The following is a 23,299-nucleotide window of genomic DNA, read 5'->3' as shown; positions in this document are numbered from 1 at the left end:
ATCGGCATCAGCCCTTCTGCAGTTTCCAGGTCCGGATTTCGAAGGGCATGATGTCGGCAGCACCTTTCCGCTCCATCGGTTCCTCAAGGATGTTCAACGCGCCGGATGCCTTCCATCCGGAGGGCAGCGACAGCGAAAGCTTGCCGCGGCGCCCGGCCGGTTCGTAGAGGCGCAGCACCAGCCCCTCGCCCTCCTCTGCAGGCTTCAGGCCCGAGAAGGCCACAGGCGTGCCCGTAACGCCGACAGGCGACAGCGTTCCGGTTGCCAGTCCGCTTGCCTCGACCGTCATCAGCGGCTGGTTGAGATCCAGTGCCTCGTCGAGAACGCCGCCCTCATGCCAGGCGCCTTCGTGCGGCATCAGCGCATAGGTGAATTTCTGCGCGCCTTCATCGGCAAGCGGATCGGGATAGACGGGCGCGCGCACGATGCTCATGCCGATGACATTGCCGCGGGCGCTGTGGCCATACTTGGCATTGTTGAGCAGCGCCACGCCGAAGCCCGGCTCGCTGATATCGACGAAGCGGTGGGCGGCGGCTTCGAACATCGCCTGTTCCCAAGAGGTGTTCGTATGGGTCGCGCGCTCGACCACGCCATAAGCGCATTCGAACGTTGCCTGCCGGGCGCTGATGGCGACCGGGTTCAGGGTGCGCAGCATCGTGCGGCGGTCGTGCCAGTCGATCTCGGTCTCGATATCGAGGCGCTTGGCATTGGCCGTCAGAACATAGGTGTTGGTGACGCGCGAATTCCGGTAGCGGTGCACGACGCGGATCGCCGCCCGCGACGGACCGCTCTCGATCAGCTCGATGCTATCAGGCGTATCGAGGCGGATCGCCTTGGCGGTATAGTCGGCATCGACATCCCAGGCATCCCAATTGCGCGGCTTGTCGGCCGGATAGACCCAGAGCTGGTTGGCTGAGCCATCGACCGCCTCACGGCCGCTTGCCTTGTGGATCAGGCTCGTCACCGAGCCATCCGTGCCGATTGTCACGGAGAGATGCTCGTTCTCCAGCACCTGCCTGGCTGCCTTCAGGCCGCTGGCAGGCTTCAGAGCGCTGCGATCGAAAACCGCGACGGAAAGCGGCGCGACGATATCGGCAGACGAAATGGCCGTTCCGTCAGGCAGCGTGGCGTTCAGCGGCCGCGCTGCAAGCGACGGATTGACCACCAGAAGCGCAGATGATGCCGCGCCCCTTGGCAGGACAGAGGCGAGCGCGGTCAGGCCTGCCGCCTGCTCCTGGCGGGCGTTGCCGATCACGCCGTCGAGCTCGTGTTCGGCATCGGCATAGACCTCGCGGATGCTTGACCCCGGCAGGATGTCGTGGAACTCATTCTTCAACACCACGCGCCAATCGCTTTCGAGGCTCCGCGGCTTTTCCGCGCCCAGCATATGGGCGAGCGAGGCAATGGTTTCAGCGGTGATCAGCGCACGCTCGGCCTGGCGATGCTTGCGCTTGACCCCACTCTGCGTCGTCAGTGTGGCGCGGTGGAGTTCGAGATAGATTTCCCCATCCCAGACCGGCAGCTGCTTTTCCGCCGCGGTCTTGTGCGCCTGTTCGTAATAGCCTTTCACCGTGCCCCAGCGGGCCTGCGGGATCGCCGGGAAATCGCGCAGCTGCAGCTCGCGCTCGACCATTTCAGGCGTCACGCCGCCACCGCCATCGCCGTAACCGACGGCCAGAAGCGAGGTCTCGTGCTGGGTCTTTCCGCGGAAATTCTTCCAGGTCGGCACGAAGCAATCCGGCTGCACGAAGCCGTTATAGCCATGCATCGGATTGTCGAATGTATGGGTCAGCACCTGGCTGCCATCGAGGCCCTTCCACCAGAACAGATCGGAGGGAATATGGTTGGTCTCGCTCCAGTTGACCTTGATGGTGAAGAAGCTGTCGATGCCGCCAAGCTTGAGGATCTGCGGCAAGGCGCCCGAAAAACCGAAGCAATCCGGCAGCCAGCAGACGCTGTGGCGGATGCCGAAAGTTTTCTCAAAATAGCGCTGACCATAGAGAACCTGGCGGACCAGGCTTTCGCCTGTCGGCATATTGGTATCGGGCTCGACCCACATGCCGCCGACCGTTTCCCATTTGCCTTCGGCGACCTTAGCCTTGATCCTCTCCAACAGCGCCGGATCATCCTCTTCCATCTGCGCATAATAATGGGCGGTGGACTGATTAAAGCGGAAATCGCCGGAGCGCTCCATCAGCGACAGGGCGGTATTGAAGGTACGGCGCATCTTCCGGCGGGTCTCGTTATACGGCCACAGCCAGGCGAGATCGATATGGGCGTGGCCGGTCAAAAGCAGTTCGCCATTCGGCGGGAAGCGCTTCTGCAGTTCCTTCAGCCTGATCGTCAGCGCATCGAAAGCTGCCTGCGCCGTGGCGCTCTGCTGGTCGTCGAGCCCGGCCGGATCATCCTGCAGCTCAGGCAATTCCCAGATCCTCTGCTGCATGACAGCACCCGACGTGCGGGACACATAGGCAGCCGTATCCGACGGCCAGTCGAGACTGCTGAGCGCCTGTTCGGCCGCTTCGATCATATGCGCGACAGCTTCGTGCCCGTCGAGCACATCGACAGCTTCGGTGATCTGCCGCAGCAGCAGATGCAGCCGGTGAACCGGCTCGTCCAGCCAGATCAGCCGCGCCTTGTTCAGCCGCGGCGCACGGTTGGGCTCGCCGAAGGGGAAACGCGCGACGCTCTCCGTCGAAATGGAAAACTCGCGGCCCCTGACAGGAAACTCCTGATGATAGGGATCGAGCCCGAACGTCTCGGCTTCCTCACCGCCGTAGTTAAGCGTGACCAGACTTTCGCCACCGAGATCGAGCTGCAGGCGGATCTTGTCCAGCGGCCAGTCGGCCGGCGCTTTTGCCGAAGCGGAAAAATGCACCGTGCCCTTGCGATGCGGCCAATCCTGGTGATGGGCGATCGGCTCGCCGTCGAAGGTCCAGCCGTCGATTTCCACGCTCTGCCTGTCGCGCCAATGGGCGAGTTCGGCGGTGCGTGCTTTCAGGCTGTCGAGACGCTGGGCAATGGTGAGAGACATGGCGTGTCCTATCGAATGATGTCGAATGCTCGGGCGGGGAGAGTGGAATGGCGCGGACGAGCCGCCAGCGGCACGGCTCCGTCTCCTCCAACAGATCGCGCGGCCCTCTTAGATTAAGTAACTTTGTTTTCACGTCAAGCGCGAGAAATCAGTTGCGAGACTTTCGGGTGTGATACAAAAGCAAGTCAGTGCTCAAGAAAGACGGTCATGCGGTATCTTCGATCAGGGCCGCGGCGTCAGACCCAGGAACCGGGCGTTGCGCGCGGCAAAACGGTTGGTTTGCGATCCGGGGAGATCGCCGACCGGAATATCCGCGTCATCCTGGAGGCGATCCGCCGACATGGGCCGCTGACGCGGATGGAGCTAGGCCAGCACTCCGGACTGACCGGCCCAGGGATCACCAACATCCTTCGCCGCCTCGGCGAAGAAGGCCTTGTGACCTCGAACCGGCGCAATGGCGCGGGCGGCGGGGCGGCCGCTGCCGAATTCGCATTGCGCCCGGGTGGGGCCTTTTCGATCGGCATCAGGATCCGTGAACGCCGCTGCGAAGCCGTGCTGATCGATCTCAGCGGCCAGGTGCATGACCGCGCCTATTTCCAGCCAGATCCAGCTGCCATGGTGACGTCCGTCCACAGCGCCATCAAGGAAATGATGGACCGCCACGCGGCCTTGCCGATCATCGGTGCAGGCATCGGCTCGAATATCTGGACGGACGAGCAGAACGAGGCGCTTGCTGCGCTCTCCGGACTTCCGAAGCCCGAGGTCGAAAACGAATGTACCGCCAGCCTGCTGGCCGAGCGCACGATCGGCAGCCCGGCAACGGTGGGCGGCCTTGCGATGATCATTCTCGACGAGGACGTCCAGGCCGGCTTCCTCGTCCGCGGCGCGCCCTATTCCGGCGTTCATGGCAGGGCGGGCGGCATTGGCGAAATGCTGACCGGTCCCGACAATGTCAGGCTGAACAGCGTGGCCGGGTTCGGAGCACTGCGCGCGGCTGTCGGCAGCGAGACCTTTGCACGCGTTCTCGAAGATGGTGAGGCCTCGCCGCACGAACTCGGGCAGTGGATCCGCGACGCCGCAAGCCATCTGCTCGACCCGATCATCGCGATCGCCGGCTTCGTCGCCCCGAGCGTCATCATGATCGGCAGCGATCTGCCGCGGGCTACCATCGAGGCGCTGATCCATCAGTTGTCGGTGGAGCGCCGCGATACCTCGAAGCGCCCGTTCCTGACGCCGTGGATCTCGCCGATGAAACCGGCCAGCTTCAGCGGCGGCGGCATTGCGCTCGGGGCGGCATTGCTGCCGTTCCTCAACACCCTGCTGCCGCCGGTTTCGGCCTGATCTATGCCAGCGCTTCGTCCGTACGGCTGAGATCGGAAGCGAGCGCCTTGTCCAGAACCTTCTGGATATTGGCCGCCCGCCGGAACGACGGCTCCTGCGTCTTCCCGGCACGCACCGCCTGGACGAAACGCTGGTAGTTGGTCTCGACGGGATCGAAGCCGATATCGCGCCAGGTCGCGGTGTGCACGTCCTCGCCAAGGCAGGCGCGCAGCGTCGATTTTCCGGTGTCGTAGATCATTTCGATCGAACCGGTCTCGCCATAGACGCGAAGGCGCAGCTGGTCCATCTGCCCCGCTGCCGTTCGTGTCGCCTGGATGGTGCCGATCGCCCCTGAGGTGAAATCGACATTCATCGTGAAGCTGTCATTGGCGTCGAGATCATACTCACCGATCTTGTCGCCCGGCGCCTTGTTGAAAGTCTTCAACCTCGCAAAGACATGGGCGACGTCGAGCCCCGAACCATAAGAGGCGAAATCGACGATGTGGATGCCAATATCGCCGAGCGCGCCGTTCGAGCCGTGCTTCTTGCTAAGCCGCCACAGCCATTTGCTCTCGCTCTTCCAGTCGCCCCAGTGGCGGCCGACCAGCCAGCTCTGCAGATGCGAAGCCTCGACATGCCTGACAGCGCCGATCTCGCCAGCCAGCACCATCTGCCTTCCCTTCTGGAGAGCCGGCGAATTGCGGTAGGTGAAATTCACCATACCGACCTTGCCCGATTTCTCGATCGCTTCGGTCATTTCCATCGCCTTGGTGGCATCCGTTGCGAGCGGTTTTTCGCAGAACACATGCTTGCCAGCGGCGATCGCCTGCAGCGTCGTCGGATGATGGATTCGATCGGGGGTGACATTGGCGACAGCATCGAATTCGCCCCAAGCCAGCGCCTCCTCAAGCGTGCTGAACTGCTTGGCTATGCCGTGTTCGGCGCAAAAAGCCGCCAGCCGCTCGGGCACGACATCGACGCCGCCGACAACGCTGACCCCTTCGATCTCCTTGAACCGCGCAGCGTGCTGGTTCGCCATTCCGCCAGTGCCGAGAATGAGTAATCGCATCTTATCCTCCATAGATATCACGTTCGGCCACCACGTCGGCAGCCGGGCAAAACACATCCTGTGCGTGTTGCGACGGTCGCAAGACGCCTGTTCGATCCGTGGGAAACCGGGTTTTAACCCGCCTAACTTGTGTTGAATGTCGCCAGCATCTCATTCCTCCCAAGTGCGGCTTGACATCAAATCAAAGTAACTTAATCTAATTAATGCAGCATGGAATTGAGGAGAGGTCAACTGACCACCAGGCTGTATCCGTTGAAAATGGGGAGGAGACCCATCATGAAGAGAGCGTTCGTCGGCGCATTGGCGCTGAGCACAATGTTATTTTCAGTGCCTGCCGCATTTGCCCAAGAACTGGCGACGAAGGACAGGATCGGCCTTGCCGATGCACCGAAGTCCCTCGTCGTTCGCCTGACAAACGACAGTCCCAACAATGCCGACGCAAAGATCGCCGAAGGCTACCAGAAACTCTTCGTCGATTTCATCAAGAAGCATCCCGACTGGAAGCTGCAGATGCAGTTCATGTCGGCCGATATCGGCACCGAACAGGCCAAGATGCTCGAGCAGGCCAAGGCCGGCAACGCGCCGGATTGCGCCGCGGTCGATTCCTTCGTGCTCTCGCAGTTCATGGTCAATCACGTGCTGGCGGATTTCACGCCATACTTCTCGAAGGAAGAAGTGGACGACCTCTTCCCCTTCATCCGCGAGGGCATCACCGACAAGGACAAGAGCGTCCGCGCCTGGTGGTGGGATACCGACTTGCGCGTGCTCTATCGCAACAAGTCGATCGTCGCCGACGCGCCCCAGACCTGGGACGACCTGAAGAAGGCCGGCATCGCATCTGTCGGCGAAGGCATGGAGGGAATCCTCTTCAACGCCGGCCGTTATGAGGGCTCGACCTTCGACTGGCTCGCCAACTATTGGGCACTCGGCGGCAAACTGGTCGACGACACAGGCAAGCCGATCTTTGGCGAAGGTGAAAACAAGGAGAAGTTCCTCAAGGCGCTCAACTATTACAAGGACCTCGTCGATTCAGGTGCCGCACCGAAGCGCGTGACGACGATCGGTAACTATGACGACCTGAACGCGGCGGCTGCGGCCGGAACCACCGCCCTCTTCATCGGCGGCAACTGGCAATATGCACAGCTGAAGGCCACGCTCGACGACGAAGAGTTCAAGAACTGGACCTTCTCGCCGATCCCCGGTCCGACCGCCGACCAGCGCTCAACGGGAACCGGCGGCTGGACGATCGCATCCTTCGCCAAGGACAAGGACAAGGTCGAGATGTGCGCCAACCTCGCCCGCGAGGTTTATATGGGACCGGCAAACGCTCTGCAGCAGCAGCTTCCGACGCGCAAGTCGCTGTTCACGAAATATGATGTCTTCTCGACCGAAGCCAACAAGACCTTCGCCGACGCCCTGGTGAACGGTCAGGCGCGGCCGGGTGCACCGATCTATCCTGAGATCTCCAACCAGATCCAGATCATGATGGGTGACGTCCTCTCCGGCACCAAGAAGCCGGAAGAAGCACTGGACGGCGCGTTCAATGCGACGATGGAGGCTTACAAGCGTCTCTAGAGATTGTGATCGTGGCGGCGCCCGGAAATGGGCGCCGCCGGCATTCCCAAACCCGGACAGAGAAGCCCAATGAGCCCTATCGCCATCGAGGCCGTCAGCCCGCCTCACAGCAGATCGTTCATGCGCCGTTTCGCCGGGGCACCCTTGCCCTGGATCATGCCCGTGATCATCGTCATAGGCATCTTCTATCTCTACCCCGTCATCGACGTGTTCCGCCTGTCGTTCACCAATGCCACGCTGATCGGCGACAATCAGGATTATACACTCGGCTCGATCTCCAATGCGCTGAGCTCGCCGCAGCTGCCTGATATCCTGTGGGCAACGCTGATCTTCGTCGGCGGGAGCGTTATCGGCCAGCAGATCCTCGGACTTGCCGTCGCGGTCGTCGTCGTTCGAGGCGAAAAGCGCGGCCTGTTCGGCACGACGATCCTGCGCACCACGGCGCTTGTCGCCTGGGTAGTCCCGGGTATCGCCGGCGGCATCATCTGGCAGATGCTGTTTTCCGAAGCGCCTTATGGCGCGCTGAACAGCATCCTCAGAATGATGCACCTGCCCGCCGTCGCCTGGCTCTCGGATCCGTCGATCGCGCCCTGGTCGGCGCTGATATCCAACATCTGGCGCGGTGCGGCTTTCTCGATGGTCGTCATGTATGCGGCACTGAAGGCGATCGACCCCTCGCTCTACGAGGCGGCGGAAGTGGATGGCGCAACCGGATCGCAGCAGTTCTTCTTCGTTACCATTCCTCAGCTGCGCGCCGCGATCCTGGTCAACATGATCCTGATCACCATCATGACGCTGAACACCTTCGACGCGATCATCACGCTGACAGGTGGCGGTCCCGGCCGTGCGACGGAAGTGATCTCGCTTTACGTCTTCAACATCGTCTTCAGAAATTACGACCTGTCGGGCGGCAGCGTTCTCTCCGTGCTGATGCTGATCATCAGTCTCGGGCTCGCCTTCGTCTATGCGTCGTTCCTGCCCAAGGAGGAAGAGCAATGAGCGGGCGCACCGGCACGCGGTTTGGCGATTTTCTGAGCTATCTGTTCATGCTGGCGATGTTCGTTTTCTTCGCCGGCCCCCTCTCCTATCTGCTGTCGATGGCGATGCGCGACCGGCGCGAGATCTATCGCGGCGTCGCCCGCTACATCCCACACAATCCGACGATGGAAAACTTCGTCGCCGTTCTCAACAACAGCTATTTCCCGCTTTATCTGTGGAACGGGCTGAAGCTTGCGGCGCTCAGCGGTCTCGGCGTTCTCATCGTGGCGCTGCCTGCAGCCTATGCCTTCTCGCGCTTCCACTTTCGCGGCAAGGGCCTGTCGATGATGGGGTTGCTGCTCTTCCAGATGATCTCGCCGCTTGTGATCATGGTGCCGCTCTATCGCTACATGAACAAGCTAGGCCTGCTCGACACGCATTTTGCCGTCGTCATGGTCTATATCGCGCTCGGGGTGCCGCTGGCGACCTGGCTGTTGAAGAGCACAGTCGATAGCATCCCGCGCAGTCTTGACGAGGCCGCGATGATCGATGGCTGCAATCGCTTCTCGGTGTTCTGGCGTATCGTCCTGCCGCTCTCGGCGCCGGGCATCGCCTCGGTCTTTATTATCACCGTCATTGCCGGATGGTCGCAATTCCTCGTGCCTTTTCTGCTGCTGACCCAAAACAATCTGATGCCGATCGGCGTCGGTATCTTTAACTTCCGCGGCATGCAGACCGACTCGTCGATCCAGCTGCTTGCCGCCGCCTGCCTGATCTCCGTCGTACCGGCGATCGTGGCCTTCCTGTCGCTCCAGAGACTGATTCTCGGCGCGATGACCAGCGGCGCAGTCAAGGGATGAGACCGGTCTGATGCCGATGGAAGATGAAGGATCGCGACCATGAACCAGACCGCGGGCGTCAAGCTCTCCCCCGATCTATCGGGGGCAAATGTCGAAGATGCAGGCGAGCATAACCGCGCCGTCGTGCTGCGCTGCATCCACCGGCAGGCCCCGATTTCGCGGGCGGAGATTGCAAGACAGACCGGCTTCACCAAGCCGGCCATCGCCCGCATCGTCGACCGGCTGCTGGACGAGGGCCTGATCATCGAGGCTCGGCGCCGCCACGGTTTGCGCGGACAGCCCGCCATCGAGCTCGAGATCAATCCGGACGCGTTCTTCGCCATCGGCATCAATATCGACCGCGATCACCTGACCATCCTTGCCGTCGACGCGGTCGGCAATGTGCGTGCCCGCGTGCATCACGAAAAGCGCTACATTCTGCCTGCCGAATTCATGCAGCTGTCGGCCGACGCGATATCACATTTTCAGCGCAGCCGCCTGATCGACGACGCTCATCTGGCCGGTATCGGTCTCGCCATGCCGGACTGGCTGGGCGAAATATCCTTTCCAGGCAAGCCGGCCGACTATTCCGAATGGCTGGAATTCGACGTGCGCACCGCGATCGAAGGCCTGACGCAGCACCCCGTCTTCATCGAGAACGAAACCAATGCCGCGGCACTGGCCGAACTCGACTATGGGCTCGGCGCCGAAAGCCGCAGCTTCCTCTACATCGCCATAAATGCCTGCCCCGGCGGCGGACTGGTGCTGGATGGCAATGGCCACCGCGGCGCCATGGGCCTTAGCGGCGAAATCGGCTGGCTGCCGATTGCCGACGGTAAGGACGAGCGGGCGCAGAAGGTGCGGCTGCTCGGCGAGATCTTTTCCCTGTTCTGCCTTTACGAGTTCCTCGCGGAACACGGCATCAAGGTCAGCGTACCGCAGGATCTACTGACGCTCGATACGCGCGGAAAGCGGCTGGTCTCGCAATGGCTGCGGGAGATGAGCGCCCATTTGGCCGTCGCTGTCCGGCATATCGGCATGATCATCGATCCCGACGCCATCCTGGTCGGCGGGCGGCTGCCGATCCGCATGATCGACGAGCTGCTGCGCTATGTACATGAGCATCTCGATGCCGCCGACGCCGCTTTGCCGTCGCTTCACCGCGCCTCGCTTGGCGACGATGCTTCGGCGATCGGTGCTGCGGCCATGCCAATGGCGGCAGCGCTGATGCTAGCGTCGTCAGATGAGGTTCAACGCACGCGTTCACCCCTGAAATACATGGATCGCCTGAACAACTAGAACAGCCGCCGCGGCGGCGCCTGGGAGGATTTTGATGAAGATCGGTTTCTATACGTCGACGTTCAACGACCGGCCGCTGGAAGAAGTGGTCGATTTCGCGGCCTCCGCCGGTTTCGATGCCATCGAGATCGATGTCGGCGGGCATATCAAGACGCCCGACAAGGTCCGCTCTGCCGTGGCACTCGCTCGCGAGCGCAATCTCTACGTCTCCTCCATCACCTATTTCGGCAACCAGCTCGACGCCGACAATGCCAAGCGCAAGGATCTGCGCTCGCGCACCTCGGAATTCGCCCAGGCGATCGGCGAGGCTGGTGTGCCGATCTTTGTGATCTTCCCGGGACGCAACGATGAAGCCAGCGACGAGGCCAATTATGACGACTTCGCCGCCTACACCAACGGCCTGATTGCCGAGACGGCATCGAGCGGCCTGATCTTCGCGATCGAAAACTGGCCAGGGCCGAAGGACAATTTCGTCGGCACGACGCCGAGGGGCTACGACGAGCTGTTCAAGCGCATTCCAGACCGCCGCTTCGGGCTGGAATTCGACCCCTCGCACTTCCTGCGCATCGGCGTCGATCCCTATAAGGCGCTCGAGGACGTCAAGGACCGCATTGCCATCCTCCATGCCAAGGACACCGCGATCGATCCCGCCGTACAGCAGGCCGTCGGCTATCACGGCAAGGGCTGGTGGCAATACAAGCTGCCCGGCCTCGGCCTTCTTGACTGGACGAAATTCCTGCGCCAGGCCGTGAGCTACGGTTTCGACGGCACGATCTCGATCGAGCATGAGGATGCCGCCTACGGCTGGCCGGGCAAGGACCTGGAGGCCCGCAAGGAGGGCGAGCGCGTCGGCCTCGGCTTTCTCAGAAACACCTTGAACACGCTCTGATCGCGGCCTGGGGAGGACGACAATGGCTCATGTTTCCGTGAATAATGCCCGCAAGGACTATGGCGCGTTCAAGGCCATCAAGGGCGTATCGGTCGATATCCGCGACGGCGAGTTCGTGGTTCTCGTCGGACCGTCCGGCTGCGGAAAATCGACGCTGCTCAGGATGATCGCCGGCCTCGAGGGCATTACCGGCGGTGAGATCCAGATCGGCAAGCACATCGTCAACGAGCTGGCACCGAAGGACCGGGACATCGCCATGGTGTTCCAGAACTATGCGCTCTATCCGCATATGACGGTTGCCAAGAACATGGGCTTCTCGCTGCGGCTGAAGCGTATGCCGCGAGAGGAGATAGACAAGCGCGTCGGCAATGCCGCCAAGATTCTCGGCCTCGAAAGCCTGCTCGAACGCTATCCGAAACAGCTCTCCGGCGGCCAGCGCCAGCGTGTTGCCATGGGCCGGGCAATCGTGCGCGACCCGGCCGTCTTCCTCTTCGACGAACCGCTCTCCAATCTCGATGCCAAGCTGCGCGTCCAGATGCGCTCGGAGATCAAGGAACTGCACCAGCGGCTGCAGACGACGACGATCTACGTCACCCACGACCAGATCGAGGCCATGACCATGGCCGACAAGATCGTCGTCATGAAGGACGGCCGCATCGAGCAGTCCGGTTCTCCGCTCGATCTCTACGACCGGCCCAACAACCTGTTCGTCGCGGGCTTCATCGGCTCGCCCGCCATGAACTTCATCAAGGGCAGCATGACGGATGTGGGTTTCCGCACCGAAGACGGCATCATCCTCCCAAGCGACCGCCGTCCGGGCGATGCCGTAACCTACGGCATCCGCCCCGAACATCTCCGGCTCGACCCCGGTGGCATCGAGATCACCACTGTCGTCGTTGAGCCGACGGGATCGGAAACCCTCGTCATCGCCAGACTCGGTACGCAGACCATCAGCTGCGTCTTCCGCGAGCGGATCAGAGCAGCGCCCGGCGATGTCCTGAAGGTTGCGCCCATTCATGATGCCGTTCATCTCTTCGATGAAGGCGAGCAGCGTATCGTCAGCGGCGAGGCCCGGCTGAACTGATAGGGCGTGACAAGCCGCCGATAATTTGCGATGACGAAGGCGTTGAGAGACAGGGGCGTTCGCCGGAAGGCGGGCTGAGAAGTACCCTTTGAACCTGAACCAGATAATGCTGGCGGAGGGAGTCGCTCGAGGCCCTTCGCTTTCGTTCGTCCGGCCTCCGGCGTCTTGCCCCGCCCCACAAGGGACGCAAGATGACGACTTCGAGATCACCCGGACAATTGCTGACCGCGCTGCGCGCCGCGCCGCCGCTCGTTCACTGCATCACCAACTATGTCGCGATGAACATCGCCGCCAATGTCGTGTTGGCCGCGGGCGCCTCGCCCGCCATGGTGCATGCCGAAGAGGAAGCCGGTGAATTCGCGGCGATATCCGGGGCATTGACGATCAATATCGGCACGCTGTCGCCCGCCTGGGTGAGCGGCATGAAACAGGCGGCGAAGGCCGCTGCCCGCAACGGCAAGCCCTGGGTGCTGGATCCGGTCGCCCATTACGCGACGGGCTACCGCCGGGAGAGCGTTGCGGCGCTGCTCGATCTCAATCCGGCAATCATCCGCGGTAATGCTTCCGAGATCATCGCGCTTGCCGGCAGCGAAAGCCGCGGCCAGGGCGTCGACAGCCGCGATCCCGTCGAGCAGGCGGAAGGTGCCGCCCGCAGCATTGCCGCCCAGTATGGTGCTGCCGTTGCGGTCACCGGTCCGATCGATTTCGTCACCGATGGCGCGCGTGCTGTCAGGATCGCCGGCGGCTCGGCCCTCATGCCGCAGATCACCGCGCTCGGCTGCTCGCTGACCTGCCTGACCGGCGCCTTTGCCGCGATTGCGCCCGAGGAGACTTTCGATGCGACAGTCGCAGCGCTGGCAATGTTTGCCGTCGCCGGCGAACAGGCAGCGCTGGAAGCGAAAGGCCCCGGCTCCTTCTCCTGGCGTTTCCTTGATGCGCTCGCGGCACTCGACGGTCCGGGCCTCGACCAGGCGGCAAGGATCAGCCCGGCGTGAAGACCTTCGATCTTTCCCTCTATCTCGTCCTCGATCCGCATCTCTGTGCCGGATACGGGCTTGTCGAAACCGCGCGTGCCGCCGTTGCCGGCGGGGCGACCATCGTGCAACTGCGCGACAAGACGGCGGACACCCGGCAAATGATCGAAACCGGCCGGGCTTTGCAGCATGTGCTCACGGGCAGCAACGCGCTGCTCATCGTCAACGACGATGTCGAGGCGGCGATCGCGCTCGGTGCCGACGGATTGCATATCGGCCAAGATGATCTCGGCGCGATTGAAGCTCGCCGGAAGATCGGGCCGGACATGATCCTCGGCCTGTCGGTCGAGACGGCGGCGCTTGCCGCCGCGGTGGATCCCGCCATCGTCGATTATGCCGGAATCGGCCCGGTCTTTGCCACCGCGACGAAGCCTGACCATAAGCAACCGATCGGCCTGACAGGTCTGGCCGATCTCGTTCGTGCCTGCCCGGTTCGCTCCGTAGCGATCGGCGGGCTGAAGGCCGAGCATGTCGGCCCGGTGCTTGCCACCGGCGCCGAGGGCCTTGCGGTCGTCTCGGCGATCTGCGGCCAGCCCGATCCGCAGGCGGCGACCGCAGCCATCGCAGCCAGCATCAGAAAGGCACGCTCATGATCCGTAACGTCCTCTCGATTGCCGGGTCCGACCCCTCGGGCGGCGCCGGCATCCAGACCGATCTCAAGGCTTTCTCGGCGCGTGGCACCTATGGCATGGCCGTGCTGACGGCGCTGACCGCACAGAACACGACGGGCGTTTCTGCCGTGCAGACGGTCTCTCCGGCGTTTGTCGCTGAGCAAATCCGCATGGTTTTCGCCGATGTGCGCGTCGATGCCGTCAAGATCGGCATGATCGCCAATGCCGCGATTGCCGAGGCGGTCGCCGATGCCCTGCAGCCGCATCGCGGTATTCCCATCGTGCTCGATCCCGTCATGATCGCCAAGGGCGGCGCCACCCTCCTCGACATTGCTGCGATCGGCGCGCTAACCACGCGTCTCCTGCCGCTCGCAACGATGCTGACCCCGAACTTGCCGGAGGCGGCAGCGCTGCTCGGTGAAGGCCATGCCGAAAGCCGCGAGCAGATGCAGGATCAGGCGCGCAAGCTGCTGACGCTCGGCCCTGGAATGGTTCTCCTCAAGGGCGGCCATCTCGGCGGCAACGACAGTCCCGATGTGCTGGCGAGCGCCGATCACATCACCTGGTTCGAGGCACCGCGGGTTCCGACGAAGAACACCCATGGTACCGGATGCACTCTTTCCAGCGCTCTTGCCGCAGAGCTCGCCAAGGGCAAATCGCCGGAAGCCGCCGTTGCCATCGCCAAGCGATACCTCGCCGATGCGGTGGCGGCGGCAGGTCAACTCGGCGTCGGCTCAGGTCACGGCCCCGTCCATCACTTTCACGCCTTGTGGAACGAGCCGGACCTGTGAGACACCGGGACCGGCGAAAAAGCCGCCGGTCTCAACCCTTCTGCTTTTTTCCCTGCGGATAGATCGTCTCGCCCTTTTTGAGCATGGCGACGAAGCTCTCGATATTCCGCCTCCGGCCGGCTTCGGTCTTGATCTTGTGCATGCGGAATGCCAGCGCGAAACGGTTCTGCTCGCTGAGCTTTGCCAGCATGTCCCTCGCCTCCGGCTCGGCATCGATCGCCGCCTGCAGATCGTCGGGGATCTTCATGTTCTTGCCGCTGCCATAGGCACGGTCCCAGCGGCCGTCGGCCTTGGCGGCCTCGACCTCGCGCAGACCGTGACCGGTCATCCGGCCTTCACTGATCAGTCGTGCGACATTGTCGACGTTGATCTGGCTCCATGTTCCGTTCTTCGTGCGCCGGGTGTAGCGCTGCAAATAGCTCTTCTCATCGAGGCTCTTGCGCACCGCATCGATCCAGCCCCAGCAGAGCACGGCATCGATCGCCTCGACGGGCGTGATCGATGGCAGGCCCGAGGCCACCTTGAAGATGCGGATCCAGACCTCGTTTTCTTTATCGTGATACTTCGAAAGCCAGTCGTAGAATTCCCCGGCATTGCTGAATTCATGCACCTTGTCCGGATCGACGACGATCGGAGCCATTCGCTTTATCCCCCGTGAAGCCTGCGCCCGGCCATGGTAGCGGCCACGGCGCAAACTTCAACTCGCTCAGGACTTGACCGCTCCGGCCGTCAGACCGGCAATGATGTGTTTCTGGGCAAGGAAGAAGACGATGATGGTCGGCATGATCGTCAACGTGATGAAGGCCAGCACCAGCTGCCATTCGGTGCCGAATTCGCCGCGATAGACCATGATGCCGAGAGGCCAGGGATATTTCGATTCCGAATTGAGCATGATGAGCGGCAGGATATAGCTGTTCCAGCTGCCGACGAAGGAGATGATGCTAACCGTGGCGATGATCGGCCGCGATAGCGGTAGAGAGATGTACCAGAAGAAGCGCAGATAGCCGCAGCCATCGACGAAGGCCGCCTGGAACAATTCTTCCGGAAGGTTGCGAAAATAATTCCTAAACAAGAGAATGCTCATACCAAGGCCGAAGGCCACCTGCGGCAGCACCACGCCCCAATAGGTATCCAGCAATCCGAGATCGCGGATGCGGATGAAGAGCGGCAGAATGGCGGTGGCGGCCGGGAACATCAGCCCGAGCAGGAAATAGTTCAGCAGGAACGACGAGCCGAAGAAGCGCACATGCGCGAAGGTGAAGGCTGCCATCGACGAGACGATCAGCGTCAGCGACACTGTCAGCACCGCAATGACCAGCGAATTGAAGATCTGCAGCCAGTAGCGCTCGCCGAAAAGGATGTCAGTATAGTTCGACCATTGCCATGCGGCCGGCAGGCCGAACGGATTGACGCGCAAATCCCCCAGCGTCTTGAAGCCGCCAAGCGCCGTTGTCAGCAGCGGAATGAGCACGAGGGCGGCGATCAGCGTCAGCGAGACGTAGAGATAGACTTTCGTCCCCGTTTGCATGCGAATGGTGTCGGTCGTGTCAGTCATTGCGCATGAATATCCTTTTGTAGCCGAAGGCGAGCGTCACGCAGATGATGAACAGCACGACGCCGACGGCGCTGCCGAGGCCCACCTGCATGCGCATGACGCCGTAGGTGTAGAGGAAGGTGACCATCGTCTGCGTCGAGTTCGATGGGCCGCCGCCGGTCAGCGGCATGATCATGTCGAAAAGCTGCAGGGAGCCGATGACCGCAAAGAAGATCGACAGGCGCAGCGTCGAGCCGAGCAATGGCAGCGTGATGTAGCGGAATTTCTGCCAGCCGGAAGCGCCGTCGATATCGGCTGCTTCGAGCACGTTCTTGTCCACGGATTGAAGGCCGGCGATGAACAGCATCATGTGGAAGCCGAAGTACTTCCAGACGACGACGCCGAGCACCGCATAGATCGCCACGTCCTTGTCGGCCAGCACATAGGGGTTGGCAAAGCCGAAGAAATTGGCCGTTGCGGCAAACAGGCCATAGTCGCCGTCATAGACGAAGCGCCAGATGAGACCGGCCGCGACATCTGCCAGGACGTAGGGCAGGAAGAAGATCAGCCTGTAAGTGACGACACCCGGAATGCGGTGCGCCAGCATGGTCGAAAGCCAGATTGCCAGCGGCACCTGGATGGCGATCGAGATGATGATGATCAGGCCGTTGTTGATGAGCGCCTGGCTGAAGGCGGCATTGCGGAACAGCACCTGGAAGTTCTTGAAGGCGATGAATTCGGTTGGCGTGCCGTAGCCGTTCCACTTGTAGAAACTGTACCAGGCCGCCTCGCCCATCGGCATGATGACGAAGAGCGTGAAAAGGATCAGCGCCGGCGGCAGGAAGAGCAGCAGGATGGCCCAGCGGTCATGCGCGATCGAACTGCGGTTCTTTCGCGCGCTCTTGGAAAGGCCTTTCGCGCCGATGCCAGTTGAAACGGAAATGTCAGCCATGTGTCCTGCTTTCGCATGCGCCTGATCAGGTCCCGGCGCCTTGCGGCGCCGGGAAGAGAATGCGGAGTGGATCACTGCTCCAGTTCGAACGCGTCCTGGATCTGCTGGGCGCCATCCTTCGAACTCATCTGGCCCGAGACGATTTCGACCGAGACGTCATTGACGACGCGGCCGACGGCGGCGCCGAGATCCTGGTCGAAGAAGTTCTGGTGCCAGGTGGAACCGGCGAGCTGCTTGGCGGATTCGGCGAGCAGCGGGTTGACGACACCGTCATCGGCGCCGACAGCGACCGGCAGCAACATGGCGTTCTTCGCCATTTCCCGCTCGTTATCGGCATTCGTCAGATAGGCGAGAAAGTCGATCGCCTCCTTGGACGCCTTCTTGGTGACCACCCAGCCGTTCAGACCGCCGAGCGTATCAGTGGCTTTGCCCGCGCCGCCATCGACTGTCGGGAAGGCAAAACGGCCGATATTCTCAGGCGCCAGACCCTTGCCGTCGCCGGCATTCTTGCGCTGGTTGGCTTCGGTGTTCTCGAAGCCGAGGATCATCGCCGCCTTGCCGTCGCCGAAGACGCCGAGCGCCTGCGGCCATGTCACGCCAAGGTAGCCAGGCTGGAAGGGTTCAAGCTTGCCGAGCGCGGCGAGGTCGTCACCGGCCTTGATGATCGCCGGATCGAGGAAGCCTTCGCCCTCACCCTTCTTGGCAGCGTCGAACACCTTCTGGCCGCCTTCGCGCATGACGAGGTAGCTCCAGTAGAAGTGGATCGGCCACTTCTCACCGCCGCCACCGGCGATCGGCACGACGCCGCCATCCTTCAGCTTCTTCACGGCATCGAGGAAATTGGCCCAGCTCTTGATGTCTTCGGCTTTCACGCCGGCCTTGGCAAACAGCTCCTTGTTGTAGAAGAAGCTGACGAGGCCGACCTTGTAGGGCACGGCCCAGACCTTGCCGTCGAAGGACATGCCGTTAACGGAAGCGGGCGTGAACTGCTTGCGCAGCTTGCCGCCATCAGCGTCGAGCGCGGCCGTGACCTCCTGCAGCGCGCCGGTTTCGGACTGCTGCTTCAGGACGCCCCCGCCCCAGCTGTAGAAGAAATCGGGCACGTCGTCGGATTGCAGAAGCGTCGGCAGCTTGGCCTTGAAGGCCTCGTTTTCCAGGAACTGCATTTGGATATCGACGTCGGGATGCAGCTCTTCGTATTTCTTGACGATCTCTTCCCACTTCGCCACGAATTTCGGATCAAGCTCCAGATGTAGCCATTTGACGACAGTCTTCGCCGAAGCCGCACTGGCGCCGAGTATCAGCGAAACCCCTGCAGCGGCTGCCAGAAATGCAATGCGCTTGCCGCGAAGGGCCAGGCCCTTGTGCATATACGTCATGATTTTTCCTCCCAGGGGCTCCATCCTCACAATTTTTCCCCTATGCGGATTAATTCAACGGAGCTTGCGCACAATGTCAACCCAACTGCCCAAATTTTTGCCGTTCCGGCTTGACAGAGGCCTGTTACTGCCTGTTATTTAATTTGTAACCCGTCGAAAATATTTGGGCCACGGCCCCATTCAAGCGATTGCCCGGCTAGATTTCATGAAGACCGCAGATCCCGAATTGATGCGCGCGATCAATCGCTTGAACGTGCTGGATACGATCCGCCGCCACGGGCCGATCTCGCGTGTGGAGATCAGCGAACGCACCCAGCTGTCGACGACGACCGTTTCCGCGATCACCGCTTCGCTGCTCGACGACGGCCTCATCCTGCCGCGGCATGAAGGCGACATCCGCAACGAAGCGGCGCGCGGCAGACCGCGGGTGATGCTGGAGCTGAACCCGGATGCCGCCCGCGTCGTCGGCGCGAAGATCGCCGCCAACCGCATGATCTTCGTCGTCACCGATTTTCGTGGCGACGTGTTGTCAAAGCTGACGCTTCCGATCCGCATCGACCGGCAGCCGATCGCCGTCATCGCCGATCTCGTGGAAGACGGCGTGCGCCGCTGCGTGGTCGATGCCGGGCTCTCGCTCGAGGATGTCGATACCGTCTGCCTCGGCCTTCCCGGCGTCATCGAACATCGCACCGGTCATGTGCGCAGCAGCCCGATCTTCCGCGAGGTGAATGTCGATTTCGCCGCCGAGATGACGGCGCGACTCGGCACATCGACGATCGTCGAGAGTGACGCGCACGCCATCACGCTTGCCCATCACTGGTTCGGCAAGGCGCGCGATCTGGAAGACATGGTGCTGATTTCGCTCGAACAAACGCTGGGCCTTGGGGTGCTGCACGGCAACCAGCTGTTCCGCGGCGCGGGCGGCCTCAGCCATAATCTCGGCGACCTCGTGCTCGGCATGGGGCCGCAGGGCACGGTACGCCTCTCCACTCAGGCGGGCGAAAGCGCCATCCTCGGCGATCAACAGGCCGACGGCCGTTTTGCCGAAGCGATCCGGCTTGGCCGGGGCATGACCCACGCCCAGGCGCTGATCAAGGCCGAGGACAATACGCTGATCGCCTCGGCCATTCGCGCCGGTGAGGCAGTCGGCCTGACGGTCGCCAATATAGTAACCCTTTTCGCTCCACCGCGCGTCATCCTCGTTGGATCCAGCCTGGCGCTCGGCGAGCCGTTCCTGAACAGCCTTCGCGATGCCTATGCGGTGGCGATCCCGCCATCGCTGAAGGGCGTCACCGAACTCGTCTTCGACGATTCCAGCGACGATTTCTGGGCGCAGGGTGCTGCCGCCGTCGCGCTCTACGAACTCTATGAATCGCCCTGGAGCACCACGGGGCCAGCGCTATAGCGCTGAAACAGATACATATCCTGGGAGGAACTTATGGAAAAAGTCGGTATCGGCATCATCGGATGCGGCAATATTTCGGGCGCCTACCTGAAGGCGATGGCTTCCTTCCCGATCCTCGACATCCGGGGCGTGGCCGATCTCAACCGCGCACTGGCCGATGCGAAAGCGGCGGAATTCAATGTCCCGGCAAAGAATATCGACGAGCTTTTCGCCGATCCCAAGATCGAGATCATCGTCAATCTGACGGTGCCGAAGGCCCATGTCGCCGTTGGCCTGCAGGCGCTGGACGCAGGCAAGCACACCTATTCCGAAAAGCCGCTCGGCATTAATTTCGCGGAAGGGAAAAAATTGGCGGAAGCCGCCAAGGCGAAGAATCTTCGCATTGGCGCAGCGCCCGATACATTCCTCGGTGGCGGCCATCAGACGGCGCGGACTCTCGTCGATAGCGGCGTCATCGGCCAGCCGGTTGGCGGCACCGCGACCTTCATGTGCCCGGGCCATGAGCGCTGGCACCCGAATCCGGCCTTCTATTATGAAGTCGGCGGCGGACCGATGCTCGACATGGGGCCTTATTACATCACCGATCTCGTCAATCTCTTCGGCCCGGTCGCGCAGGTTGCCGGTTTCGCCGTGGCACCGCGCAAGGAGCGCGTCATCACCAGCGAACCGCGCAACGGCGAGAAGATCCCGGTTCACGTGCCGACCCATGTGGCCGGTGTCATGGCCTTTGCCAATGGCGCGGTCGTGCAGATCGGCATGAGCTTCGATGTTGCGGGCCACAAGCATGTGCCACTTGAAGTCTACGGTACCGAGGGCACGCTGATCGTCCCCGATCCGAACCATTTCGGCGGCGAAGTGCAGTTTTTCAAGAAGGGCGGCAGCTTCGAGACGCAGGAACTGACCTCGCCTTATGCCGATGGCAACTACCGCTCGATCGGTGTCGCCGACCTTGCCCATGCGATCCGCTCGAACCGGCCGCATCGCGCCAATGGCAGTCTGGCGCTGCATGTGCTCGAGGTCATGGAAGCGTTCCACACGGCCTCGGAAAGCGGCCGCACGGTCACCATCACCACGGCCACCGAGCGGCCCGCGCCGCTCTCGGAATCGCTCGTCGACGGGCGGCTCGCCAAATAATTTTCAGGAGGAATATGCATGCGTGAAGCACTGATCGTCTGGGGCGGATGGAGCGGCCACGAGCCGCAGGAATGCGCCGTCATCATCAAGGACATGCTCGAGGAGGACGGCTTCAAGGTCTATGTCGAGCATAGTACCGAAGCCTTCGCCGACCCTTCCGTGCACGATCTCAGCCTCGTCGTACCGATCGTCACCATGTCGAAGATCGAAAAGGAAGAGATCAAGAACCTGGCCGCGGCTGTGGAAAACGGCGTCGGCATTGCCGGTTACCACGGCGGCGCCGGCGACAGCTTTCGCGAATGCGTCGAATACCAGTTCATGATCGGCGGCCAGTGGGTCGCCCACCCCGGCAATATCATCGACTATAAAGTCAACATCACCAGGCACGATGACCCTGTCATGGAGGGGATCGTCGATTTCCCCTACACGTCGGAGCAATATTACATGCATGTCGATCCGTCGAACGAAGTGCTGGCGACGACGACCTTCACCGGCGACCATGCCTATTGGATCGACGGCGTGGTCATGCCCGTCGTCTGGAAGCGCAAATATGGCAAGGGCCGCGTCTTCTATTCCTCGCTCGGCCATCAGGCCAAGGAATTCGGCGTGCCTGAAATGAAGACCATCTTCCGCCGCGGAGCCAACTGGGCAGCGCGCTAAATCACTGATCTTGCAAGAGCCTTGGATAGCCCGGCGCAGAGCCGGGCTATTTGCGTTTTGCCGCCCCCTGCGCGGCGTTCTGTCCTCCCCCAGATTCCCTGTTGACATCCAGGATCGAAACGACGAAGTCTATGTCATTAAAAGGGGATACATTCCGTAATAACGGAATATTGGAGGACGACAGGTGCCCGACCTGCTGGTAAACCTATATTCGAAGACGCTCGACGGACTGAGATTAAAGGCCGATGAAACCGGTGTCACCATCCGTCCGGCCCTGCCGCCGGAAATGCATGTCGTTACCGCCTGGGTTCGCGAGCATTTCAGCGAGAACTGGGCGAGCGAAGTCACCGTCGCGTTTTCCCGCCAGCCCAATGCGTGCCTGATCGCCGTCGATGGCGGCAAGCTTCTCGGCTTTGCCTGTTACGACACCACGGCACGCGGCTTCTTCGGCCCGACTGGCGTGGCACCTGAAGCCCGCGGCAAGGGCATCGGCCTCGCCCTCTTTTCCGCCTGCCTACAGACGATGAAGACGCTTGGCCACGCCTATGCCTTCATCGGCGACGCAGGCCCGGTCGATTTCTACGCCAAGACCGCTGGCGCCGTACCCATCCCCGCGCCCGACAAGGGCACCTACGAAGGCATGCTCAGAAGCAAGCCGAAGACCTAAACTGATACCGGAGCATAAAGAGTGTCCAAGACCCCCCTCGCCCTTTTCGTCGGCATGCCCAATCCGACCCTGTCGGACGACGAGTTCGCGCTGTTTCGCGAAACCAATCCGCTTGGTCTCTTCGTCGGCCGCCGCAACCTGAAGACCCCCGGCGACGTCAAGGTGCTGATCGAACGCTTCCGCGAGGCTGTTGGCCGTGAGGATGCGCCTGTATTCACCGACCAAGAAGGCGGACGCGTCCAGCATCTGGATGCCGGTCCATGGCCGCTCTTCCGCAGCTTCGGCGCCTTTGCCGAGCTCGCTCAGCGTGATCTCGAACTCGCCAAGCGTGCACTTCGCCTTTCCTCCCAGGCCATGGGCGCGATGATGACCGAGCTCGGCTTGACGAGCGGCTGCTCGCCGGTTCTCGACCTGGTCTTCCCGACCACGAGCGCCGTCATCGGCGCCCGCTCGTTCGGTGCCGATCCTGACATCATCGCCGCCCTCGGCCGCGAGGTCGTCGATGGCCTGCTCGAAACCGGTAACATGCCCGTCATGAAGCACATTCCGGGCCACGGCCGCGCAACGCTCGATTCCCACAAGGAGCGCCCAGTCGTCGATGCATCGCGCGAGACACTCGAAGCCACCGATTTCAAGCCCTTCGTGGCGCTGAAGGACACGCCTTGGGCGATGGTTGCCCACGTCGTCTATACCGCCTACGACAAGGAACTGCCCGCCTCCATCTCGCCGGTCATGCATAACGTGATCCGCAAGGACATGGGCTACGAGGGCGTGCTGATCTCGGACTGCATCTTCATGGAATCGCTGCAGGGCACCATGCCGGAACGCGTCAAGCAGGTGCTCGACGCCGGTTTCGACATCGCGCTTCACAGCCATGGCGACATTCCGGAAAGCGAAGCAGCCGCCAAGGCCGCCCGCCCGCTCACAGCTGCAGCACTTGCCCGTATCGAGGCCGGCAAAGCCCGCCTCGGCAATCTCAAGATCGACGTCCGCGCTGCACATGCGGAAGTCGAGGACATGTTCAAGACCGTGCTGGCCGCCTGAC

At 61.9% G+C, this 23,299-nt stretch carries 21 protein-coding genes and 1 riboswitch; of the genes, 15 read left to right on the top strand and 6 right to left on the bottom strand.

Annotated elements, in window-relative coordinates; all coding sequences use genetic code 11:
- Nucleotides 1–7: 7 nt before the first annotated feature.
- Nucleotides 8–3,034, bottom strand: a complete 3,027-nt coding sequence (locus AC1DJO_RS06895; protein WP_112388272.1) for an alpha-mannosidase — start codon at nt 3,032–3,034, stop codon at nt 8–10.
- Between the two features lie 207 nt (nt 3,035–3,241).
- On the opposite strand from AC1DJO_RS06895, the gene AC1DJO_RS06890 reads away from it, so the two are divergent.
- Nucleotides 3,242–4,375, top strand: coding sequence for an ROK family transcriptional regulator (locus AC1DJO_RS06890; RefSeq protein WP_112388393.1), 1,134 nt, complete (start codon nt 3,242–3,244; stop codon nt 4,373–4,375).
- A 1-nt stretch (nt 4,376) separates the two neighbouring features.
- Here the strand turns inward: AC1DJO_RS06890 and AC1DJO_RS06885 are convergent, their stop codons facing one another.
- A complete protein-coding gene (locus tag AC1DJO_RS06885; RefSeq protein WP_112388394.1) occupies nt 4,377–5,423 on the bottom strand; it encodes a Gfo/Idh/MocA family protein in 1,047 nt (348 codons plus the stop codon).
- Between the two features lie 276 nt (nt 5,424–5,699).
- Here AC1DJO_RS06885 and AC1DJO_RS06880 point away from each other — a divergent pair, with 276 nt between their 5' ends.
- From AC1DJO_RS06880 to thiD, 9 genes are all read left to right on the top strand, one after another.
- Nucleotides 5,700–6,998, top strand: coding sequence for an extracellular solute-binding protein (locus AC1DJO_RS06880; RefSeq protein WP_112388395.1), 1,299 nt, complete (start codon nt 5,700–5,702; stop codon nt 6,996–6,998).
- 69 nt (nt 6,999–7,067) lie between these two features.
- Entirely contained in the window at nt 7,068–7,997 is a 930-nt protein-coding gene (locus AC1DJO_RS06875) for a carbohydrate ABC transporter permease (RefSeq protein ID WP_112388396.1), read from the top strand.
- Nucleotides 7,994–8,836, top strand: a complete 843-nt coding sequence (locus AC1DJO_RS06870) for a carbohydrate ABC transporter permease (RefSeq protein ID WP_112388397.1) — start codon at nt 7,994–7,996, stop codon at nt 8,834–8,836. The genes AC1DJO_RS06875 and AC1DJO_RS06870 overlap by 4 nt, the downstream gene beginning before the upstream one ends.
- A gap of 39 nt (nt 8,837–8,875) precedes the next feature.
- A complete protein-coding gene (locus AC1DJO_RS06865; RefSeq protein WP_112388398.1) occupies nt 8,876–10,114 on the top strand; it encodes an ROK family transcriptional regulator in 1,239 nt (412 codons plus the stop codon).
- A 34-nt stretch (nt 10,115–10,148) separates the two neighbouring features.
- Nucleotides 10,149–11,003 carry a sugar phosphate isomerase/epimerase family protein gene (locus AC1DJO_RS06860; protein WP_112388399.1) on the top strand — a complete coding sequence of 285 codons (855 nt, stop codon included), beginning with the start codon at nt 10,149–10,151 and terminating at the stop codon, nt 11,001–11,003.
- 22 nt (nt 11,004–11,025) lie between these two features.
- Nucleotides 11,026–12,087 (top strand): sn-glycerol-3-phosphate ABC transporter ATP-binding protein UgpC, encoded by a 1,062-nt coding sequence (locus AC1DJO_RS06855; protein WP_112538213.1) that lies wholly within the window; start codon nt 11,026–11,028, stop codon nt 12,085–12,087.
- Nucleotides 12,088–12,128: 41 nt separating this feature from the next.
- Nucleotides 12,129–12,225, top strand: a riboswitch (TPP riboswitch).
- A gap of 53 nt (nt 12,226–12,278) precedes the next feature.
- On the top strand, nt 12,279–13,082 hold the full coding sequence (thiM, locus tag AC1DJO_RS06850; RefSeq protein WP_112389000.1) for a hydroxyethylthiazole kinase: 804 nt from the start codon (nt 12,279–12,281) through the stop codon (nt 13,080–13,082).
- Complete coding sequence (thiE, locus tag AC1DJO_RS06845; RefSeq protein ID WP_112388401.1) at nt 13,079–13,714, top strand: thiamine phosphate synthase; 636 nt, start codon at nt 13,079–13,081, stop codon at nt 13,712–13,714. Before thiM ends, thiE begins: the two co-directional genes overlap by 4 nt.
- Entirely contained in the window at nt 13,711–14,523 is an 813-nt protein-coding gene (thiD, locus tag AC1DJO_RS06840) for a bifunctional hydroxymethylpyrimidine kinase/phosphomethylpyrimidine kinase (RefSeq protein ID WP_112388402.1), read from the top strand. Before thiE ends, thiD begins: the two co-directional genes overlap by 4 nt.
- A gap of 31 nt (nt 14,524–14,554) precedes the next feature.
- Here the strand turns inward: thiD and AC1DJO_RS06835 are convergent, their stop codons facing one another.
- The 4 genes from AC1DJO_RS06835 to AC1DJO_RS06820 all read right to left on the bottom strand — a co-directional run bounded on the left by AC1DJO_RS06835 (nt 14,555) and on the right by AC1DJO_RS06820 (nt 18,388).
- The gene (locus AC1DJO_RS06835; RefSeq protein ID WP_112388403.1) at nt 14,555–15,163 is read right to left on the bottom strand and encodes a YdeI/OmpD-associated family protein; all 609 of its coding nucleotides are present in this window, start codon (nt 15,161–15,163) and stop codon (nt 14,555–14,557) included.
- 66 nt (nt 15,164–15,229) lie between these two features.
- A complete protein-coding gene (locus tag AC1DJO_RS06830; RefSeq protein ID WP_112388404.1) occupies nt 15,230–16,078 on the bottom strand; it encodes a carbohydrate ABC transporter permease in 849 nt (282 codons plus the stop codon).
- On the bottom strand, nt 16,071–17,009 hold the full coding sequence (locus AC1DJO_RS06825; protein ID WP_112388405.1) for a carbohydrate ABC transporter permease: 939 nt from the start codon (nt 17,007–17,009) through the stop codon (nt 16,071–16,073). Before AC1DJO_RS06825 ends, AC1DJO_RS06830 begins: the two co-directional genes overlap by 8 nt.
- A 71-nt stretch (nt 17,010–17,080) precedes the next feature.
- Complete coding sequence (locus tag AC1DJO_RS06820; RefSeq protein ID WP_112388406.1) at nt 17,081–18,388, bottom strand: ABC transporter substrate-binding protein; 1,308 nt, start codon at nt 18,386–18,388, stop codon at nt 17,081–17,083.
- A 205-nt stretch (nt 18,389–18,593) separates the two neighbouring features.
- On the opposite strand from AC1DJO_RS06820, the gene AC1DJO_RS06815 reads away from it, so the two are divergent.
- The 5 genes from AC1DJO_RS06815 to AC1DJO_RS06795 all read left to right on the top strand — a co-directional run bounded on the left by AC1DJO_RS06815 (nt 18,594) and on the right by AC1DJO_RS06795 (nt 23,298).
- Nucleotides 18,594–19,793 carry an ROK family transcriptional regulator gene (locus tag AC1DJO_RS06815; RefSeq protein ID WP_112388407.1) on the top strand — a complete coding sequence of 400 codons (1,200 nt, stop codon included), beginning with the start codon at nt 18,594–18,596 and terminating at the stop codon, nt 19,791–19,793.
- Nucleotides 19,794–19,826: 33 nt separating this feature from the next.
- Complete coding sequence (locus AC1DJO_RS06810) at nt 19,827–20,927, top strand: Gfo/Idh/MocA family protein (protein WP_112388408.1); 1,101 nt, start codon at nt 19,827–19,829, stop codon at nt 20,925–20,927.
- Nucleotides 20,928–20,945: 18 nt separating this feature from the next.
- On the top strand, nt 20,946–21,587 hold the full coding sequence (locus AC1DJO_RS06805) for a ThuA domain-containing protein (protein ID WP_112388409.1): 642 nt from the start codon (nt 20,946–20,948) through the stop codon (nt 21,585–21,587).
- Between the two features lie 184 nt (nt 21,588–21,771).
- Nucleotides 21,772–22,254 carry a GNAT family N-acetyltransferase gene (locus tag AC1DJO_RS06800; protein WP_112388410.1) on the top strand — a complete coding sequence of 161 codons (483 nt, stop codon included), beginning with the start codon at nt 21,772–21,774 and terminating at the stop codon, nt 22,252–22,254.
- A 21-nt stretch (nt 22,255–22,275) separates the two neighbouring features.
- A complete protein-coding gene (locus AC1DJO_RS06795) occupies nt 22,276–23,298 on the top strand; it encodes a glycoside hydrolase family 3 N-terminal domain-containing protein (RefSeq protein ID WP_112388411.1) in 1,023 nt (340 codons plus the stop codon).
- Nucleotide 23,299 lies beyond the last annotated feature (1 nt).

It is taken from the genome of Rhizobium sp. 05N430, from assembly GCF_056396985.1.
Note: the sequence above shows the minus strand (reverse complement) of the source record. Positions and strands in the feature narration are given on the sequence as shown.

Excerpts from the sequence above, each read along its gene's own strand:
- AC1DJO_RS06895 (WP_112388272.1), bottom strand. The coding sequence starts at position 3,034 with ATGTCTCTCACCATTGCCCAGCGTCTCGACAGCCTGAAAGCACGCACC.
- AC1DJO_RS06890 (WP_112388393.1), top strand. The coding sequence starts at position 3,242 with ATGCGGTATCTTCGATCAGGGCCGCGGCGTCAGACCCAGGAACCGGGC.
- AC1DJO_RS06885 (WP_112388394.1), bottom strand. The coding sequence starts at position 5,423 with ATGCGATTACTCATTCTCGGCACTGGCGGAATGGCGAACCAGCACGCT.
- AC1DJO_RS06880 (WP_112388395.1), top strand. The coding sequence starts at position 5,700 with ATGAAGAGAGCGTTCGTCGGCGCATTGGCGCTGAGCACAATGTTATTT.
- AC1DJO_RS06875 (WP_112388396.1), top strand. The coding sequence starts at position 7,068 with ATGAGCCCTATCGCCATCGAGGCCGTCAGCCCGCCTCACAGCAGATCG.
- AC1DJO_RS06870 (WP_112388397.1), top strand. The coding sequence starts at position 7,994 with ATGAGCGGGCGCACCGGCACGCGGTTTGGCGATTTTCTGAGCTATCTG.
- AC1DJO_RS06865 (WP_112388398.1), top strand. The coding sequence starts at position 8,876 with ATGAACCAGACCGCGGGCGTCAAGCTCTCCCCCGATCTATCGGGGGCA.
- AC1DJO_RS06860 (WP_112388399.1), top strand. The coding sequence starts at position 10,149 with ATGAAGATCGGTTTCTATACGTCGACGTTCAACGACCGGCCGCTGGAA.
- AC1DJO_RS06855 (WP_112538213.1), top strand. The coding sequence starts at position 11,026 with ATGGCTCATGTTTCCGTGAATAATGCCCGCAAGGACTATGGCGCGTTC.
- thiM (WP_112389000.1), top strand. The coding sequence starts at position 12,279 with ATGACGACTTCGAGATCACCCGGACAATTGCTGACCGCGCTGCGCGCC.
- thiD (WP_112388402.1), top strand. The coding sequence starts at position 13,711 with ATGATCCGTAACGTCCTCTCGATTGCCGGGTCCGACCCCTCGGGCGGC.
- AC1DJO_RS06835 (WP_112388403.1), bottom strand. The coding sequence starts at position 15,163 with ATGGCTCCGATCGTCGTCGATCCGGACAAGGTGCATGAATTCAGCAAT.
- AC1DJO_RS06830 (WP_112388404.1), bottom strand. The coding sequence starts at position 16,078 with ATGACTGACACGACCGACACCATTCGCATGCAAACGGGGACGAAAGTC.
- AC1DJO_RS06825 (WP_112388405.1), bottom strand. The coding sequence starts at position 17,009 with ATGGCTGACATTTCCGTTTCAACTGGCATCGGCGCGAAAGGCCTTTCC.
- AC1DJO_RS06820 (WP_112388406.1), bottom strand. The coding sequence starts at position 18,388 with ATGACGTATATGCACAAGGGCCTGGCCCTTCGCGGCAAGCGCATTGCA.
- AC1DJO_RS06815 (WP_112388407.1), top strand. The coding sequence starts at position 18,594 with ATGAAGACCGCAGATCCCGAATTGATGCGCGCGATCAATCGCTTGAAC.
- AC1DJO_RS06810 (WP_112388408.1), top strand. The coding sequence starts at position 19,827 with ATGGAAAAAGTCGGTATCGGCATCATCGGATGCGGCAATATTTCGGGC.
- AC1DJO_RS06805 (WP_112388409.1), top strand. The coding sequence starts at position 20,946 with ATGCGTGAAGCACTGATCGTCTGGGGCGGATGGAGCGGCCACGAGCCG.